The 19,900-nt window shown below is 46.9% G+C and carries 11 protein-coding genes; 6 read left to right on the top strand and 5 right to left on the bottom strand.

Annotation, left to right across the window (positions count from 1 at the left end; genetic code table 11):
• Window positions 1–10 precede the first annotated feature (10 nt).
• From CLOSA_RS13185 to CLOSA_RS23490, 5 genes are all read right to left on the bottom strand, one after another.
• On the bottom strand, window positions 11–1,183 hold the full coding sequence (locus CLOSA_RS13185) for a diaminopimelate decarboxylase family protein (RefSeq protein WP_013273268.1): 1,173 nt from the start codon (window positions 1,181–1,183) through the stop codon (window positions 11–13).
• Window positions 1,180–2,697: an amino acid adenylation domain-containing protein gene (locus CLOSA_RS13180; protein ID WP_013273267.1), complete on the bottom strand. Its 1,518-nt coding sequence runs from the start codon at window positions 2,695–2,697 to the stop codon at window positions 1,180–1,182. Before CLOSA_RS13180 ends, CLOSA_RS13185 begins: the two co-directional genes overlap by 4 nt.
• Window positions 2,698–2,703: 6 nt before the next feature.
• Window positions 2,704–4,005 carry a HAMP domain-containing sensor histidine kinase gene (locus CLOSA_RS21785; protein ID WP_013273266.1) on the bottom strand — a complete coding sequence of 434 codons (1,302 nt, stop codon included), beginning with the start codon at window positions 4,003–4,005 and terminating at the stop codon, window positions 2,704–2,706.
• Window positions 3,995–4,708 (bottom strand): response regulator transcription factor, encoded by a 714-nt coding sequence (locus tag CLOSA_RS13170; protein WP_013273265.1) that lies wholly within the window; start codon window positions 4,706–4,708, stop codon window positions 3,995–3,997. Before CLOSA_RS13170 ends, CLOSA_RS21785 begins: the two co-directional genes overlap by 11 nt.
• A 206-nt stretch (window positions 4,709–4,914) precedes the next feature.
• Window positions 4,915–5,553, bottom strand: a complete 639-nt coding sequence (locus tag CLOSA_RS23490) for a DUF1801 domain-containing protein (RefSeq protein WP_013273264.1) — start codon at window positions 5,551–5,553, stop codon at window positions 4,915–4,917.
• Window positions 5,554–5,821: 268 nt separating this feature from the next.
• Here CLOSA_RS23490 and hypF point away from each other — a divergent pair, with 268 nt between their 5' ends.
• The 6 genes from hypF (at window position 5,822) to CLOSA_RS23210 (ending at window position 19,867) form a co-directional block, all read left to right on the top strand.
• On the top strand, window positions 5,822–8,209 hold the full coding sequence (gene hypF, locus CLOSA_RS13160; RefSeq protein ID WP_013273263.1) for a carbamoyltransferase HypF: 2,388 nt from the start codon (window positions 5,822–5,824) through the stop codon (window positions 8,207–8,209).
• On the top strand, window positions 8,151–8,366 hold the full coding sequence (locus CLOSA_RS13155; protein WP_013273262.1) for a HypC/HybG/HupF family hydrogenase formation chaperone: 216 nt from the start codon (window positions 8,151–8,153) through the stop codon (window positions 8,364–8,366). Before hypF ends, CLOSA_RS13155 begins: the two co-directional genes overlap by 59 nt.
• Before the next feature lie 4 nt (window positions 8,367–8,370).
• The gene (hypD, locus tag CLOSA_RS13150) at window positions 8,371–9,408 is read left to right on the top strand and encodes a hydrogenase formation protein HypD (protein ID WP_013273261.1); all 1,038 of its coding nucleotides are present in this window, start codon (window positions 8,371–8,373) and stop codon (window positions 9,406–9,408) included.
• A 44-nt stretch (window positions 9,409–9,452) separates the two neighbouring features.
• Window positions 9,453–10,430 carry a hydrogenase expression/formation protein HypE gene (gene hypE / locus CLOSA_RS13145; RefSeq protein ID WP_013273260.1) on the top strand — a complete coding sequence of 326 codons (978 nt, stop codon included), beginning with the start codon at window positions 9,453–9,455 and terminating at the stop codon, window positions 10,428–10,430.
• Between the two features lie 109 nt (window positions 10,431–10,539).
• Complete coding sequence (locus CLOSA_RS13140; RefSeq protein WP_013273259.1) at window positions 10,540–11,109, top strand: N-acetylmuramoyl-L-alanine amidase family protein; 570 nt, start codon at window positions 10,540–10,542, stop codon at window positions 11,107–11,109.
• A 220-nt stretch (window positions 11,110–11,329) separates the two neighbouring features.
• On the top strand, window positions 11,330–19,867 hold the full coding sequence (locus tag CLOSA_RS23210; protein ID WP_013273258.1) for a bacterial Ig-like domain-containing protein: 8,538 nt from the start codon (window positions 11,330–11,332) through the stop codon (window positions 19,865–19,867).
• Window positions 19,868–19,900 lie beyond the last annotated feature (33 nt).

The following is a 19,900-nucleotide window of genomic DNA, read 5'->3' as shown; positions in this document are numbered from 1 at the left end:
TTCGTCTCCTTTATGAATAAAAGTAATTAAATGCATCCGTATGAATACAAGGTCTTGCAATACGGAAGTGTTCTTTGGCAGAATAGAGCAGTACCTGGGGCAGCTCTCTGCTTAAAAATAATGCCATGCCCTCTGTCACCGAATAGGCACCGGCCATTTGGAAAATAATCGGATCCCCCGGCTGCAGGTCCTGAAAAGGGTATTGCTTTACCAGCACATCACTGGCAGTACAAAGAGAACCGCAGACCGTCCATTTTTTTTCCTCTCCCTTCCGTTCATGAAAAGGTAGAATGGGCGGCTTTTTCATGGCAAGCACTTGTCCGTAATAAGTCAGCTGGTGGATGCCTCCGTCAACGATACAGTAAGGCTCTCCCTTGTTTGTTTTCAGGTCCGCCACCCTGGTCACATAGGAACCGCAGGAGGCGGTTATGTATCTCCCCATTTCCAGTGTGATCCTGCCCTCAAAGGAACGGTGTTTCAGAAGAACGGCAAGACCATTTAACATCTCTTCCTCTTCCTTCTTTTCCTCTTCAAAATAGCAGATGGGAAGACCGGGACCATACTCCAGCCTTTTGACCCGAAAGCCGTATTCTGAATTTAATTCCTGGCAAAACTGTTCCAGCATGTTCAGCTCGCTTTCCAGCTTCTTTAAAGATCTTTTTTGGGTGCCGGAAAAGTATTGGATCCCTTCGATTGTGATAAATTCATGGGCACCCATGGCAATGATCTGTCTAATCAGGCTTTCATCCATGCCGAACTGATTTCCGCTGGTCAGGCGGAGGAGTACACGGACGGGTAATTGAAGACGTTTCGAACAGGAGGCAAGGGTCTGCCAGTGGGAGAGAGACTCTGCGGTATAAATGATCTTATTTCCATACTGCTTTAAGGCATATTCCACGTCCTCAGGCTTCTTATACACGCCGGACATGACGACTTTCTCCATGTGGATACCGGCTCTTTCACAGATGGATAATTCCCCTGGGGAACAGACTTCAAAGGATTCCACCAGTCCCTCTATATCTCTGATGACAAATGGATTGGCCTTCATGGCATAGCATAATTCTACATCCGATCCAAGAACATCCCGGATTTTTCTGATCTGAAGGGCAAGGACATCCGTATCAAAAATGTAGAAGGGAGTTTGGTATTGATGTATGGCATAGTCAAATTTTGATTCGTTCATGGCTGCTTTCCTTTCCCCATTTCCAATAATTTTTTTCGGTCCATTTTTCCGTTTGGAGTGACCGGCAATTCCGGCAGAGGGCAGAACCCAGAGGGAATCATATAAACCGGCAGGGATTCCCTCATTCGGATTGAAATCTCCCTTTCATTCATATTACCCACATAAAAAGCCGTAATCTTGTTTTTTTCATCATCAAAGACGCAGCATGCCCGCTCAATGAGGGGATAGCTGTTTAAGACGGCTTCGATCTCCTCCAGCTCGATGCGGTGCCCCATGTGCTTGATCTGGAAATCCTTTCGTCCGGCAAAGCATAGCCCTGCCTTCTCTTGGTAGAATGCCAGATCACCGGTGCGGTAAATGGTTTCTAAGTAGCGGGTGTTAAGCGGATTCTGTACAAACACCCGTTTTGTCTGCTCCGGATTATTATAATATCCCAGGGCCAGAGCGGTTCCGGATACGCAAATCTCCCCAATCCGGCCATTTTCCGTGACCAGCCTGTCATCCTGATCCAGAAGGAAGACCTTTTCATTGGGAAATGCTCTTCCAATGGGCAGAGTTTCATGGGCTTCAAATTTTCGGTCCACAGGGTAGTAGGTGCAGTTGCAGGTGATCTCCGTAGGTCCGTATAGGTTCACATACCTTGCACCGGGAAGATATTTCTGCCAGACTGCTAAATGTTTTACCGGCATAGCCTCTCCGCTGAACAGGACCTTATTGATTCTGGAAGGAACTTTATAGGTGAAACCCTTAAGCTGGGCGATAAGGCACAGGGCGGAGACCGCCCAGATTAAGGTAGTTACCTTGTGTTCCCAAAGGTAATCCAGAAGTTCTGTGGGAATGGAAAACAATTTCTTTGGGATCATGACCATGGTCGCCCCGGTTTTAAGGGTGGAATAAATATCCTTAACAGAAACATCAAAGTCAAAGGGAGCCTGGTTCCCGATAATATCTTCTGACGTTATGCCAAACATGGAAGGAAAATATTCCATAAAATCAATGACGGACCGGTGGCTGACCAGCACGCCCTTTGGAATTCCTGTTGAACCGGAAGTAAAGTTACAGTACAAAGGATCAATGTCCTGGGACCGGTCACGGATGAGCGATAAGTCCTCTTCCTTTATCTCCCCATGGATCATTTCATGGTAATCCAGGAGATTTCCGGTAAATCCCATATCTTCCGCCAGGGCTTTCGGTTCCCCCATGGTGATGAGGGTGCCTGCTTTAAGGACCTCCATGATCTGCCTTATGCGGGGGACCGGCTGCCCCGGGCTGATGAAAACATAGAAGCATCCGGCGTATACGATTCCCAGGAAGGCTGTCAAAGCCTCCACGCTTTTATCCATAAAAACAACAACAGGATTACCCGGTGATTCAAAACCGGAAAGAAAGCTGCCTATCCGTTTGGCATTCAATAACAGTTCTTTATAAGAGCAGCCGGTAACCTGATCCTGCGCGGCAATTTTATCCGGAAATATCCTTGCGGAGTGTTCCAGATACTCCAGTACGTTTCTCATAGATTGTTACTCCTCTCTGACGGATTCCAAAGGAAATGTTACCCGGACCGTGAAATCAGTTCCGTTTTTTTCTATCTCAAAGGTTCCGTTCATTTGTTCTGCTATTTTCTGGCAGGTTTTCAGTCCGATATTGGTGCTTTCCAAAAACGTGCTGTCCCTGCGGATTTCATTGGTGACAGTGATAATCAGGTCATTGCCAGCGATATGGCTGTTGACAATGACCGGCCCATCAACTCCTGCATATTTTCTAACATTGGAAAACAGGTTATCAAACAACCGCCTCAGATACTGGATATCAGCAGTTATGCTGCAGGATTGCTCCACAAATTCTGTTTTCACATTAAAACCCAGATTGCCAAGGTCAAACACGTATTCCATAAAAAGCTGCTGGAGCAGGATCTTTGCATCAAAAGTATCCATCTGCATCAGGATCCGTTCCTTTCCGAATACAAGAAAGTACTGGAAGAGCCGGTCCGAAAGGTCTTTTAGCTGAATGGATTTTTCTTTGCAGCTTTTTATGTATTTATCAAACTGTTCTTCCGAATGATAGCTTTTTGAATCCAATATCTCCAGATAGCCGATGAGGGAAGTAAGGGGGGTCCGGATGTCGTGGGATATGGATGTGATCAGCTCACTGTTTGCCTCCCAGGCCTCCTTCTCACTCTGATATCTTGTAATTAAGGAATTTCTCATGTTATCTGCATTTTTTGCCAGCAAAGAGATTTCATCATTGCCTTTGTAAAAGATGGGCTGCTCTAAATCCCCTTTTTCAATCAGGGAAACCTCCCTTGACAACAGCATGATCCGTGCAATGATCCGGTGGTTATAAAAAATCAGGATTACAAACAGAAACAGGAAAAACACACCCCACGAAGCATAAGTTACCAGGTTATACCACTTTATTTCCGATGAATCAATAATAGAAACGGAATAGGTTCCGTCGCTGAAGGCAATATCCCTAATGGTGGCCGTATCATAGGAGGCATAGGCATCATTCCAGTAGCCGGATTCATAAATGATTTCATTGCCGTTAAAAATGGTTACATAAACGTATTTATGATTCTTCACCCACTTGGAAATCGACCTTACGTTTTTTACGGATACCTGGTATTTATTGATGTAATTTTCAAAAGAGTTCTGATAATTGGTCAGCCTCTTCCATGCAGCCTCTTCATTCATATGGTTCCTGGATATTAAATAATCCCCAAAGGCCTGTGCGGCAAAATACATTCCAAAACTGACCACCGCCCCAAAGATTAATACAAATATCTGCTTATACCTTAAAGATGAAATCCATTTATGCTTCATCGATTTGATAGCCCTTTCCCCAAACGGTTCGTATAATGGCAGGATTATTAAAATCCAGTTCCAGTTTTTTCCGGAGCTTTAATATGTGTACCATGACCGTATTGGTGGAAGAAGGGAGGAACCTATCGTTCCAAACGCCTTCATAGATCGCCTGTGCATCCTTTGCTTTGCCTCTGTTTCTGACCAGATACATCAAAACCTGGAACTCTGTATCCGTAAGCTCAATTTTTTGATTTTCCCGGTAAACAAAACGGTACGTGGTATCAATCAGAATATCCTGGATGCGGATTTCTGAAAGATTAAAAACAGGTTCAGTTTTCCCTTTATAGACTACGTATCTTCTTAAAAGAGAGCGGACCTTCATAAGAAGCTCTGCCTGGGAAAAAGGTTTTACAAGGTAATCATCGCCGCCGTTTTCATAGGCCGCCGTTTTATCGCTTTCTTTTGATTTTGCCGTTAAAAACAATACAGGAGCGGAAGTTATCTTCCGGATCTGGGTACAGGCATCGATTCCCGATAAGCCGGGCATCATGATGTCTAATATAATAAGGTCAATATCAGGATTTTCTGAGACAGCGGCCACCGCATCGTTTCCGTTAACCGCTTCCCATACGGAATAGCCTTTGTTCTCCAGCTGAATGCGGAGAACTTCCCGGATGTCTGCATCGTCATCTACTACCAGTATCTGCTGTGCTGTACTCATGGGCCGGCAACCTCCTTTTCTGCTTTTATAAGGGTAAAATCAGAGAATCCTTCCATTCTTGTTAAGATTCCACTGTAATGCAGGGATATGTTCTTGATACTTTTGTATAGAAATATGGAAAATTATATCATTTATAAATTAAATAACAATGAAATTTAAGGGAATTAAGAATTATTAAGAAATGATATGGAAAGAAAAAAGGCCGGTTAAGAAGGTCCGGCCTTAGTAATTTTTTTAGTGGTATAAGCCATGCCCATATAGGCATCGCCGGAACGCAGCTCATCCAGCATTTGATCCATACGCTTTCGCCGGGTTTCCGGGCGCTTAGCCCTGGTGATCCATCCGAGATAATCATTTCTCTGATACGGCGGCCGGGCGTCGTAGGCCTTAGTCAACCCCTCTTTCTGAAGCTCTGCCATCACATCGTCAGGCATGGGGCACCGGGGCCGTAATTGTTTTTCCATTGTTTTTCCCGTTTTTTTTTCTTCCAATAGTGCCTCCTGTTCAGCCACCCGGAAACGGACCATTTTGCCTATAAGCTCAAGAGGCAGAGGCTTGTCATAGGGAAACCGGACGGTGCCTTTTGAACAGCGGTATTCCTTTAAATCTTCTTGAAAGGCATCAATAGCGGTGGGGGCCGGGTGAAATCCGATGTGCTTTTTCTCTGCGGAAAAATGTACCAGATTGCCGTGATGAACGAATGTAGCCATTCCCCAACTGATCTTTTCCCCTGCTTCCGGTGCCGCCTTTTTTATGGTCTGGTACAGCTTTTCCAGGAGGGGCTGTATTTCCGGGTTTTGTCCAGTGATGTACTCATCAATGGTGGTTGGGAGTTTCTGTTCCATATAGTACCTCCTTTTTATCATTTCGTTATATACTATTTTACCACAAAAAACATGATATAAAATAGAAATAAATTTAGGGAAATATCATAGGATATGGAGAGAAACAAATCAGGAGAAGAGAAATGGGTTATTACGATTACGAAATGTGACCTTTTCCCATATATTGATTTTGACGAGAACTTTTTTATGAAGGGAGTCCGGGCTTTGAATCAAACAGCCCCGGTGTTGAATCCGGTAAGACGGAAGAAGGCGATAAAAAGGTAGTGGAATGGAAGATGGAAAAAACAAGATCATGACAGAACAAATAAGGGTATATGGAATTGTGCAGGGGGTTGGATTCCGTCCCCTTGTTTATCGTACCGCAAAAGAGTACGGGATAAAAGGGCTGGTGCGCAACGTAGGCGGTTATGTGGAGATCGTGGCCCAGTCTGAAAGCGATTTGATCGGCCGGTTCCTGGCTGACCTTAAGGATAACAAAAAGGGCGGCCATGAAATCATGAAGATGGAAGCAGAAGAAATCCCTTTTATGGATCTTGAGGATTTTGCCATCTTGAAGAGTGAATCCATGGGCGAAATATCGGTGATTCCTCCGGATCTTCCGGTATGCCCGGAATGCTTAAGAGAGCTATCCGAAGAGTCGGACAGAAGATATGGGAATCCATTTATCAGCTGTGTCTCCTGCGGACCCAGATATACCATAATGGAGGAACTGCCCTATGACAGAAAACGGACAACCATGGAGGATTTTCCCTTATGCAGCGAATGTCAGAAGGAATACACATGGGCTGCAGGCAGGCGTTTTCATGCCCAGACCGTTTCCTGCAATGACTGCGGCCCTTACCTGATCTATCACCATAAGGGAAATGGTCCTATGGAGCGAAAGGAAAAGGAGGCCTTTGAAAAGGCTTTGACCGTGCTGTCAAAGGGAGGGATCGTTGCAGTGAAAGGAATTGGAGGCTTTCATCTGGTCTGCTCCCCTTTCCGGGAGGATACGGTAAAACGTCTTCGCAAATTAAAGGGGAGAGAGGAAAAGCCTTTTGCAGTTATGTTTCCCGGAATCCAGGAAATAAGCAGGTGCTGCCTGGTCTCTGCGGAAGAAAAAGCGCTGCTGGAATCAAAAGCAAGGCCCATCGTACTGCTTTCCATAAAACAAGATACCATGGCACCCTCTGTTTCCAATGAAAGCATTTATTGCGGGGCTTTCCTTCCTTATACTCCACTCCAGCATATGCTGACAAAAAGGCTGGGCCCCCTGATCATGACAAGCGCCAATATTGCCGGGCAGCCCATTATTCGGGAGGACGAATCCATGCTGGCTCTCTCGTCGCCCTATCTGGATGGTGTATTATATAACCAAAGAAGGATCGTACGTTCAGTGGATGATTCCGTTGCAAGGATCATAGAAGGCATGCCCCAGCTCATCCGAAGAAGCAGAGGCTATGTTCCTTATCCAGTTTTTTTATCTAGGGGAGAGGGAAGCAGGGAAGAGGGGGAAGGCGGGACAAAGACCGGGATCTTTGCGGCAGGAGGGGATCTAAAAGCGGCATTCTGCCTCTGCCAGAAGGGGAATGCAGTGGTATCCCAGCATTTCGGGGACCTGGAGGAAGAGGCAGTTAGAAAGGAATTTCAAAGATCCTATGAAGATCTGACAAGACTTCTTCGAATTACCCCGGGTCTGGCGGTCTGTGACCTCCATCCCAATTACCATTCAGCACGTTTTGCAGAAGCTCTTGGTCTGCCCGTCCTTAAGGTGCAGCACCATCATGCCCATGTCGCTTCCGTCATGGCCGAGCATGATTTAAAGGGGCCTGTGATCGGAGTTGCCTTTGACGGAACTGGCTGCGGGACGGACAGGAGCATATGGGGCGGAGAGTTTCTTGTCTGTGAAGGGATTGATTTCATAAGGGCGGGTCATGTAAGCATGTTTCCCATTCTGGGAGGAGATAGCTCCATGAGAGATGCCAGGAAAACAGCTTCCTGCTGTCTGCTTCACGCAGGGCTTACCGCTTATATTGAGGATGAAAGGCTGGAGGTGATAAAAGCCGCCCTGGAGCATAATATCAATAGGGTATTGACTTCCAGCGTAGGGCGTCTGTTTGATGGGGCAGCGTCTGTCTTAAATATCGGGCATGAGAACCGATATGAGGGAGAATGTGCCGTATTGCTGGAAAGGGAGGCAGTGCTGGGGGAAAGAAACCGGGTAAAGCCGGTCAGTCTTTCGTTTGGAATAAAGGAGCAGGACGATGTCCTTACATTAGATCCCCGGCCGGTTTTCGAGACTCTTTGCACCATGAGAAACAGAGCAGAGACAGGCGCCCTGGCCCTTGGCTTTCATCTTGCCCTGGCACAGGCAGTGGCCTCTGTCTGCAAAAGGCTGGGGAGCCGATATTTAAGCAACACCGTAGCGTTAAGCGGAGGTGTTTTTCAAAATGCCCTGCTGACCAGGCATACCATCGGACTATTAAAGAAAAATGGGTTTTTTGTCTATTTGAATTCGGCGGTTCCTCCTAACGACGGAGGATTGAGCCTGGGTCAGGCTTATCTGGGAAATGAATATTTAAAATCCGGGATTAGGGATTTGGAAAGGACAGGATGCCATGTGTGTTGCAGTTCCGGGAAAAGTGATTCAAATAAAGGGGGATTACGCAAAGATTAACATTATGGATAATATTACCGAGGCCAACATAAGACTGGTGGATACGAAAGTGGGTGATTATGTCCTCATACATGCCGGCTGCGTTATTGAAGTTTTAATGGAGGATACGGCCAAAGAAATCCTTACCATATTTTCCCAGTTTCAGGAGGAGGGATAAAAATATGATCGACCAGGTGATCCATGAACTGAAAAATTATGGCGGCAGGCCGGTAAAAATTATGGAGGTATGCGGGACCCATACGGCCAGCATTTTTAAGAACGGCATCCGGACCATAATCTCACCCAGGATCCAGCTGATTTCTGGGCCGGGCTGTCCGGTCTGCGTCACCTCTTCCGCCTACATAGATGAACTGACGGAATACTCCTTAAAGGAAAATCATTGCGTGCTTACCTTCGGGGATATGATGAAGGTCAGGGGAAGCAGGATGAGCCTGACAGAGGCCAAGGCAGCCGGAGGGAGGGTGAAAATTCTCTATTCTCCCCTTACTGCCATTGGGGAAGCAGAGGAAAACAGGAGGATCCAGTATGTTTTTGCAGCAGTGGGATTTGAAACCACTGCTCCTGTTTATGCTCTGCTTCTAGAGGAAATCCTGCAGAGAAAGATCGAAAACCTGAAGCTTATGACCTCCATAAAAACCATTGTACCGGCCCTTTCCTTTCTCTGTGAAAAGGAAAAAGCCATCGACGGATTTTTAAGCCCAGGACATGTGAGTGTGATTACAGGCTGCGGAGCTTACAGGAAACTGGCCTTTCAATATCAAAAGCCATTTGTAATCGCTGGATTTGAAGGAGAGCACATCCTTGCAGCCGTATATGAGATCCTGCTCCAGACCAGAAAGCAGTGCTTTGAGGTGAAAAACCTTTATGCCAGTGCCGTGACAGAGGAAGGGAACCAGAAGGCGGCTGCACTCATTAACCGATATTTTGAAGCTGGGGATGGCTTATGGAGAGGAATCGGGGTTATAGAAAAGTCAGCCTTAAGGCTTAGAAAAGAATATAGGATCTACGATGCAGGACGTAAGAAAGAAGAGAGGGAAGAGCATATGCCGGTTGGCTGTAAGTGTTCGGATGTAATTCTTGGCCGGATAAATCCGCCGGACTGTCCCCTGTTTAAAACTGCCTGCACCCCACTACATGCCATAGGTCCCTGTATGGTATCCCAGGAAGGGGCCTGCGGCATCTGGTACCAGAATTTCTGAGCCAAAAGGAGTAAAAGAAAGAGAATGGAAGGAGAGCGGAAGCCATGAAAATCGACATGTCCTACGGCAGCGGGGGAAAGCAGACCGGTAATCTCATCACGGAAGTATTTTTAAAGCATTTTAATAATAAAACTCTGAATAAACTGGAAGATTCCGCTGTTTTGAACATCAAAGGGAAGATTGCTTATACAACGGATTCCTTTGTGGTCACTCCCTTATTTTTTAAAGGGGGAGATATTGGTAAGCTTGCCGTATGCGGAACTGTGAATGATCTTTCCATGATGGGGGCTGTTCCAAGATATCTGACAGCAGGCTTCATTATAGAAGAGGGGGCGGAGCTTGAGATCATTGAGAAAATTGCCTCTTCCATGGCCCTGGCAGCCAGAGAAGCCGGAGTAAGGATCGTAGCCGGTGATACGAAGGTGGTGGAAGGAAGCGGCGGAATCTATATCAATACGTCGGGAATAGGGGAGATCCGGAAAGAAGGTATCAGTATTTCAAAGTGCAGGCCCAAAGACGCAGTTATTCTTTCCGGCAATTTAGGAGAACACCATGCAGCCATTCTTTCGCACCGGATGGGGATTGAAAATCAGATTGCAAGTGATTGCGGACCTCTTACTTCCATCGTAAAAAATCTTCTTGATGAAAACATCAGGATCCATTGTATGAGGGATGTTACAAGGGGCGGCCTTGCCACGGTTCTTCATGAGGCAGCGGATCAATCCTCCTGCAGAGTGGAGATATGGGAGGAAGCCCTGCCAATCAGCACCCAGGTGAAAGGTTTTTGTGATATCCTTGGTCTGGATCCCCTTTACATGGCAAATGAAGGGAAAATGATAGCCGTTGTACCGGAAAATCAGGCCCAAAAGGCTTTGCAGGCAATCAGGAAAAGCAAGTATGGGAAAAACGCCAGAATCATCGGGACTGTTCTGGAAGGGAGGGGTGTGACAATGAAAACCCGGCTGCTGGGTAACCGGACCATTGATTTGCTATACGGTGAGGGGCTGCCGAGGATCTGCTAGGAAAAGACGGGTTTTGTATGTGAAAATAACCAAAATACCTATTGAAATGTGACATTTGCCGTAATAAGTCATATATTTATTATAGTGAAGCAGGAAAGGAAATTCTTATATGGCTATTAAAATATTTATTGATCAAGGTCATAATCCCAGCGGATTCTTTAACAGCGGGGCAACGGCAAATGGGTTAAATGAATCGGAGATCAATTATCAGGTGGGGATTTATCTTCAAAATCTGTTAAACAGTGATCCAAGGTTTGATGCACGGGTATCCAGGCCTGAACCTACTACCGTACTAGGCACCAATAATACCACAAGCCTGGCTCAGAGAGTTGCCTTGGCCAATGGATGGCCGGCCGACTATTTTATCAGCATTCATTGCAATCTGAATCCAAACCCTGCAATCCATGGTACGGAGGTATATATTTACCAATTTTATACCCAGGCACAGTGGCTGGCAGAGCAGATCATGGAAGGCATAAACCAGGTGGCAGGAACGGCGAATAACGGGATCAGGGAAAACCCTTCCCTGTATGTATTAAGAAATGCCAATATGCCGGCCAACCTTGTGGAATTGGCGTACTTAAGCAATATTATGGATGCTGAAAAGCTGCGTGATGACCAGTATGGATTTGCATATGGCATTTTTTTAGGTATTATGAGATATTTTGGTTTTGCATGACAATCATAAAACAGCATCGGAAGATATGCTCCCTTTGTGGTAAATAGTAAAAGGAATAAAACTATTTGCTGCAAGGAGGGCATTTTTTTATATGATAAATGGTAAATAAGGAGAAATTAACTGACCATAGATCAAGTTATACAACCTTATGTCATATTTTTCCAATTCATCAACTGATATTCTTATTCTTGTCGAATAATTTTTTCAGGAGGAGGAATTTATGAAACAATTTGGTCTGTTTCAACGTGGTGTGGCCGCTTTTTTAGCTGTGCCTATGGCTTTGTCGGGGGTACCATTTCCGGCAGCCGCGCAAACGGTGCCTGTATCGGAATCCAGTTTTATAGGGGAAATTGCACTGGACCCGCAGGTACATTACCAGACATTAGAGGGTTGGGGGACCTCTCTTTGCTGGTGGGGAAATATCATTGGTTCTGCCGGAGACCGGGATACTAACGGAAATGGCAGGCCCGACCGTGAGGAGATCGCGGAGCTTGTGTTTTCCCCGGAATATTTAAACCTGAACATTGTCCGGTATAACGTGGGCGGGGGTGATAAGCCGGATACGACCATTAAACGGGTGGAAGGGCTTGTGCCAGGCTGGAGCAAGGACATGTTCGGCACGGTTGATGGCAAGGGTATGTTTAAGGAAGAGGAATTTTACGGCAAGGAATCAGGACAAATGAATGATGCCGGACAGATCTGGATGCTGGAGCAGGCCAATCATTGGCGGGCATCGGAAGGTGACATCATAAATAAAGTATTTTCCAATTCCCCGCCCTACTACATGACCAAATCAGGCAGCTCCACAGGTGGTTACGAGTGGGAGAAAGAGAATTTAAGAGATGACTGCTACGACGATTTTGCAACGTATCTGGCGCGGGCAGTGAAATGGCTGGATCAAGACTTAAAAAGCAAGTACAACACAGGCGTGGATTTTGTGGAACCCTTAAATGAGCCGGATACGAATTACTGGATCAACGGCAGTACCAAGCAGGAAGGCTGTATTTTCCGACCGGGCTCCCATCAGATCAAGGCGTACCAGGAGATGAAAAAGGCGTTGGACCAGGAACAATTAAAAAATGTCAAACTGACCGGTACGGATGAGACTGCCCTATGGAACGCCATTAATTCCTTTAAAAAACTGGATGCACAAACCAGAAAGGATATGGCGGTCATAAGTGCTCATACCTATAGCGGCAGTGACCGTGAGCGGGAACAGATAAGAAAGCTGGCTGCATCCTACGACAAAGGGCTTTGGATGTCCGAAGTCACAAAGGGCGGGGGCACCCACGGCAGGGGTTCCCACGATTCTATGTGGGCGGTCAACGCAAAGGACCAGAGTGAGGGAATCATGGCCGATATCAAGAAGATGCAGGCATCCGCCTGGATTATGTGGCTGGCTGCTGACAGTGAATATGAGTGTATCCAGACCAACAGCAGCTGGGGCCCGATTCATTATGTATTTGAAGACCATGGGCCGGTAAAAGGATATCATACCAATTTATTTGACAGCAATGGAAATGTGAAGACAGATGTCCTGGAAGCAGGATATTTTGCCGTGACAAAACAGTTTTACACCATGATGCAGTACAGCAAATTCTTAAAGTCCGGATATACCATGGTGGAAATAGGGGATGGCAATATGTGTGCGGCCATTTCACCGGATAAGCAGGTCCTGGTCATTGTTGCACAGAATTTTACATCAGGCACAAGGAACACCAGTGTGGATCTAACTATGCTTCCCAATGGATCCGATGTGAAGCTTTACCGAACCAGCGACTCTGAAAACTGCCGGCTGGTACAGGAGGGGACGCTGGAGAGAAGGGTTCTCCCCGTTTCATTACCTGGGAATTCCGTGTCCACCTATGTGATCACGGCTAAGGATGGCAGGGCGCTCCTGGACAGCAATGGTTATAAGAAAATCGTGGAATGCGATATCCAGTCCACCGATGATACGGCTTTATCAGGCGCCTCGGATCTTAACAAATTTACATATTCCGGTGATTGGAAGGATGGCTGGAACATCCAGGAAAAATACACAACCACAAAAGGTTCCTCTGCCAGCTTTCGCTTTGCTGGAACACAGGCGGCAATCTATGGAAAGAAGTCTCCTGAGGGCGCAAATCTTACGGTTACCGTTGATGGAGGAGATCCCATTAGTATCAGCACCAATTCCCCATCAGAAGTGAGGGGAAGCCTGCTCTATAGAACGCCTGCCATGAGCGAAGGGGATCACACGGTCACCATAACCATGGAAGACATCCAGACGGCAAAAGCACCGGAAGCTGTACTGGAATATGCGGAAATCATTAACGGGGAATTGGCCGGGAAGGCTCCGCGGATTACGAATATTGCAGCCCACAATGGAAAATTAATTGTGGAATATGAAGGTGTGGAGGGGGTTTCGGATTATACCGTGGAATGGGGCACTTCTCCGGAGAATATGACGGTGAGTAAATCAGCACAAAACGGGACCGCAGTTCTTGGGGGCCTGATAAACGGTATGGATTACCTGGTCCGTGTGAGAGGAAATGACGGATCTGTTTCCCCAACGGAAAGCGGTCGTCCGACTGCGGGGGAGGATGGTCTGTGTTATTTTGTAAATGCCGGTACGGGACAGCCTCGTGTACTTAAGGCTGGCCAGTCTTTTGGCCTTGATAACGGCATTCTGGACCAGGCCTACGGCCCGGACCTAGTAACCGGCAAGACCTGGGGATATACGGATAACAAGGCATATGGCCATACCGGTGAGGATAGGTCCGAGTGGGACAGCTTACGGTATGACGGAAGAGATGAGGCGGAGAAAGGCTTGGAATACCGGTTCCAGTTAGATGAGGGAGCCTATACCGTTGAAGTAGGGATGGATGATCCGTGGAATAACAGCAAACGCAGTCAGGATATTATGATTCAGGGAGAGAAGATGGATACACTTGTACCATATGACCAGACCGTGAAAATATATCATGCTGCGGTTGGGGAAGATGGGCTTCTCACCATAAAAGCAGTGCGTTCCAAAGGCAATATTGATCCTCAGTGCGATCCTCTTATGAACTGGATCAAGATCAAAAAAATAGCAAGTGATGAACTGGTTGACATCGAAAAGTTTCAGGAATATGTCACAGTCAGGGGAGTGGTCCCCGAACTGCCGCGCAGGGTGAGAGGAACCACGCCGGAAGGAGATACTGTGGAGAGAGAGGTGGAATGGAAGGTATCCGCTGCAGCTTTTGATGTCAAAGAGTATACTTGTGTGACCATAAAGGGCAACGTGGAAGGATATGCCCTGGGAGTCAGTGCAGAGGTGCTGGTGGTTCCTCAGAATTTACAGTATTTTATTGACTGTAACAATCAGGAATCCGATACCTTCAAAAAACTGAAGAATCATCTCGGCCTTTACAACGATTCTGCGGATCAAAAATACTTGGACGGAGGCTGGGGGTATGCAGAAGTTTACGGATCTCATTCCTCTGAAACAAGGGATAAGTACGAGAATGGCTGGTATGCCTATAAGAATCAGGACATAGTTTATAAAATGCCTCTGGAGACAGGAAGCTATACGGTGGACTTCGGTTTCCAGGAATGGTGGGGACAGAGCCGTCCCATGAAAATCAGCGCCTCTTTCATTACGGCAGATGGAAACACAGATACCAGGGAACTGGGAGCCGTAACTGTGACAGGCGGGAATCCGGAGGCAGTGGTTTCTGCATCATTGGATGTTCCTGAGAAGACTGAGGTGGTTTTCAGGGTTTCGAAAAACGGCGGTGCGGATCCGGTGCTAAGCTACTTTGATGTCCATCAGAAGATAGACCATTCACTGCTGATATCCGCCCTTGGCCAGGCCCGGACCTTAAACCGGACAGGATGTGATGCCTCTTTGCTGGAAGCACTTGATGCTGCTGTTATGGCAGGCTATGGTCAGCTGACCGCCCCGATGTCTACAAAGGCCGGTTCTGACCGCTCTGCAAAGGCGGTTATTGATGCTTTGAATGCCTTAGCAAAAGGGAAAGAATTTACGGAAGAAGAGCTGGCTGCAAATGATTATATCCTCTATCTGGTCAACTGCGGGACCCCTGATCCGTCGGTTGTGCCCACAGGGTATAAGCTGGGACTCATGCAGTCCGTTGTGGATCAAAGGTATGGGAAGGATCCGTTGAAAAATAATTTATGGGGATATGCGGAAGCTGATGCATACAGCGCAGTGGACAGAAACGGCTCCGATGCAGCCGACATCAGCGGTACTTGCGTAAGTATGAGCCCTGATGTGGTATTTGACAGGGAAAAAAGCGGGCTGAAATACAGTTTTGCCCTTCCGGCCGGAGATTACCAGGTAACTGCGGGCTTTATGAACCCATGGAGTGCCCGGGATGTTGATGTGAAGCTGGAGGGAAGAACAGCAGGGGCATCGGTCAATTTGCAGAAGGAGACCTTGATTGAAAAACAATATGCGGCGGAAGTAACGGATGGGGAACTGAATGTAATGGTACACAGCCCCAAACGAACCAACCAGTATGGAGATCCAATCTTAAGTTACCTTATTGTTAAGGCTGTGCCGGAATATACCATGGATATGCTTCGGAATACACTTACGAAGATGGAGAAAACAGTGGATCAGGCAGAAGAAGGCAGAAACTGGACGGAAAAGAGTCTTGCCGCTTTCCGGATGGTAAGAGAGAATGCGAAAAATCTCATAGAGAAAAGCACAGAGGACAGGGAAGAGATCCGGAACATGTATTTTACATTGTATGAAGCGTTTGCCGGACTGGTCAGCCGCAAAGAATACGATTCCATCACAGGAGTGGAGGGGGCGCCCTATTACGATACCAACGGAGTACAGATTCAGGCACACGGCGGACAGATTCAGCAGCTTACGGTAGATGGAGAGACAAAATATTACTGGATCGGCGAAGATAAGACATATGATTACCGTCCGGTAGGGGGCATCCACCTTTATACCTCGGAAGATCTTTATAACTGGAAGGATGAGGGCGTGGTGCTGAGGACGATGGAACACATGGATGAGTTTGAAACAGACCCGTATTTTAAGGAAGTGTATAGGGACTACAGCCAGGAAAAGAAGCAGGAAGTATTCATTGACCTGGATAAGAATAACTGTGTGATTGAGCGTCCGAAAATGATTTATAACGAGAAGACGGATAAATACGTCATATGGTTCCATGCGGATGGCAGGACCCCTTGGAGTGATGCGGATTATGGTAAGGCTAAAGCAGGTGTAGCCATCGCTGACAGGCCCGGGGGACCATATAAGCTGTTAGGCTCCTATGACTTAAACTACGTAAGCAGCGACGACCAGGGATTTGACGGGAATCATTTAGGCTCCGTGCGTGACATGAACCTGTTTGTGGATGACGATGAAGATAAGACGGCATATGTGATCTATTCCTCCCAGGGTAATAAGACAACGTTTATTTCCAGGCTGAACGAGGATTATACCGGTCTGGTGGTTCCCAAAGACGATGGGGTGCAGGGAGTGCATTTTACCACCAACTTCAAAGGTTGGTCCAGAGAAGCCCCGGCCATGTTTAAATACAACAGGAAATACTATATGATTAACTCCGGCTGCACCGGCTGGTCGCCCAATGAGGCAAAGTATGCGGTGGCTGATCATCCGCTGGGACCGTGGAAAGACATGGGAGATCCCTGTGAAGGAGCCAATTCCAATAAGACCTTTTACACCCAGAGTACCTGTGTATTTCCTGTGGATGCAGAGGCTGGAAAGTATATTTACATGGGTGACCGGTGGAATGCCGATGATTTAAGCGAATCCCGCTACGTATGGCTGCCTGTGGAATTCATGGAGGGAGGCCGCCTGGTATTACGGCCTTACAGCAACTGGACACTTGATGAACTGGACAATAAGGGACTTGTCTGTATCACTTCGGAGATTCCGGAGCAGTTCGCTTCACTGGCAGAACTGGAAGAGGCTTTGCCTGGTACCGTTGATGCAAAAACCGGTAACGAAACATGGAGCGATGCGCCTGTCAAATGGGATGACATTGATGAAACCCGTCCGTTTGTTGGAGAATATACGGTATACGGAACACTTAAAGAACAGGGAAGAAGGATAAGTCATACGGCAACAATCCTTAACCGGAATACCAGATGGTTCTTTGACTGCGGCGCGGAAACTTCGGAATATTTTGATTTAATGATGGAACAAGCCCCTGGGCTGCGGAACATGGAACCGGATCAGGCGTATACGGAAGAAAACCATGCCGGATATATGGGGACCGAGGGCACTGCGTTTGGACGATATTCCGGCCATGATTTATATGGAAACGGCTGGTGGGCGGAAAAAAACCAACCCATTGAATATGCATTTGACTTAGCACCGGGAGAGTATACCGTTTATACCGGATATCAGGAATGGTGGAATACGAAACGGGGGATCAGGCTTTCTGCAGGAAAGAAAAATGAGACAGGAATGGAAGATAAACTGGCTTCCAAAGATTTTATCCTGGAACAGTACGATAAGAACCTGGTACAGGAACTGAAATTCACCGTACCTGGAGGGAATGATACAAGTCATGTGGTTGTCCGTGTGGAGAAAACAGGATCAGCCGACCCGGTATTAAGCTTCATCAGTCTGGTGCCGGAGAAGGATGCCGAGACATATTATACAATTTCCGGTATTATAACTGAGAAAGAAAACGGTGTGGCAGATTTGGAGGTCAATCTCTATAACGGCGGAGACATAACCATTGCAAGTCCTTCTGAGGCTGCAAAAACCGGAGAAGACGGGTCCTATGCATTTAAAAATTTAAAGGATGGAACCTACAGCATTGAGGTACCAGAACAGGGAGGATATAAACAGGCAGTAAAAGTTATCGAAGTAAACGGAAAAAATATAACTGACGCTGATCTGGAATTAACCAGAAAGGAAGAACCGGAGAAGGCGGAAGAAATCAGAATCAAGACCCTTCCTTTACGGAGAAATTATCTGATGGGAGAGCTGCTGGACCCTGAGGGGCTTCAAGTGGTTTTGTACCGTGAAGGAGAGGAAGAACGTGTTCTGGAGAAAGAAGAATATACCTTAAGTGAGTTGGATTCTTCTGCTTCCGGTAAAAAGAAAATAACGGTTACCTATGTGGAAGGGGAAGGCAGCCAACAGAAGACATTAAAGGCATTTTTTGAAGTCATCGTTTATAAATCCGGCTTAGTTCCGGAAATCAAAGTCGTAAAGAAACCGGATAAGCTGTTTTATTTTTCTGGAGAGGATCTGGATTTGTCTGGTATTAAAGTACGCGGACGAAACCTTTTGGAAGCAGGTGTAACCATACTGGAGCCAGGAGATTATGAGGTGGAATTTGACTTCTCGGAGCCGGGTATTTCAGCAGTCACTGTTACCTATCCCCTAGAAAAGGACGGAGAACCGGCCGCAGTTTTAAAAGATTCTTTCCAGGTTACGGTATTTGAGAAGGAAGAAGCGGAATCCTATGTGGATCAGATTCAGATTGTTCAAACGCCTTACCGGATGATCTACCGGCCGGGGGATGATTTTGAAACGGAAGGTATGATTGTGGAGAAAACCGTTAAAATGGTGGCCTCCTCCAGCAATGCTACTTATAAAGAAACGGTGCCTCTGGAAAATGTGGAAGTGGAACCGGAAGATTTTTCAAAGACCGGTAAAAAAAGGGTCCGCATCTTTTATTACGGTGACGGAGAAAATGGAGAGGAAAAGGAATTCTCAGATACGCTGGACGTGGTTGTCACCAGAAATGATAGGGCAGTCACAGAGGGGAATTTAGAGGCACTGATGAGACGGCTCAAGGATAGGCTCCTCTATGGAGATTACTTAACAGAGACTGAAAAAAAATCGGCCTTTACCGAAGCCTTGGATGGCGCAGCAGAAACAATGGAAAGCGTGGAAGAGAGGGAAAAATTAGGTAATAAGACGTTAAAACTGCTGAAGGATCTGGAAGAAAAGCTGCTGAAACAATTTGATCACATTGCAACCTCCCTGCAGGCGGATGGCTTCTTTAAAAATGTCCGTGCCGACGGTCTGGGTTTCAATGCCGACCTGGAATTGGAAGAAGCCCAGCTGATACGGCTGCGGATCCGCAGGACAGAGGAAGAAGTGCCTGATGAAATTGTGAAACAGGCAAAGAACTATGTGGCAATGGACATTGTTCTTTCTGGTAAAGAGGGTGAAATGCAGCCCAGGCTTCCCATCAGAATCACTATGGATATCCCGGAAGGCCTTGGAAAAGAGAAACTGGTTCTTTACCATTGCCATGGGGGAGAAATCCATGTGATCCGTCCGGAGGTAAGCGGAAACCAAATGAGCTTTGACGTTTGGGAGCTTTCCATGTTCGTGGCGGTGAACGCAAAGGATGAAGGGAATCCCCCAGTACCTGGGAAAGACGGCAGTGAGAATAGAGACGCAGGCAAGGGCCCGGGCTTCACTGTCCCCGGAGAATGGAAGAAGAATGATACCGGCTGGTGGTATGAGAAAAAGTCCGGTGGATATATCCGCGGGGCGTGGGCTAGAATTAACGGACTGTGGTATTGTTTCGATGACCGGGGAACTATGAGGACCGGCTGGATCCTTGATAAGGGAATCTGGTATTATTTAAACGAAGACGGAAGCATGGCTGCGGGGAAATGGGTTCTCTGTAAGGATAAGTGGTATTACCTGACGTGGAATGGTGCCATGGCTGTGAATGCGCTGACTCCCGATGGATATGCGGTCGGAAGTGACGGTGCATGGGAGGTGCCTGGTGTGATACAAACGGTGAAGTAAGAGAAGCCGGAGGCTGGCGGAAAGAAATGATAC

Origin of the sequence: [Clostridium] saccharolyticum WM1, assembly GCF_000144625.1 — a bacterium.
GTDB classification, from domain to species: Bacteria; Bacillota; Clostridia; order Lachnospirales; family Lachnospiraceae; genus Lacrimispora; species Lacrimispora saccharolytica.
Note: the sequence above shows the minus strand (reverse complement) of the source record. Positions and strands in the feature narration are given on the sequence as shown.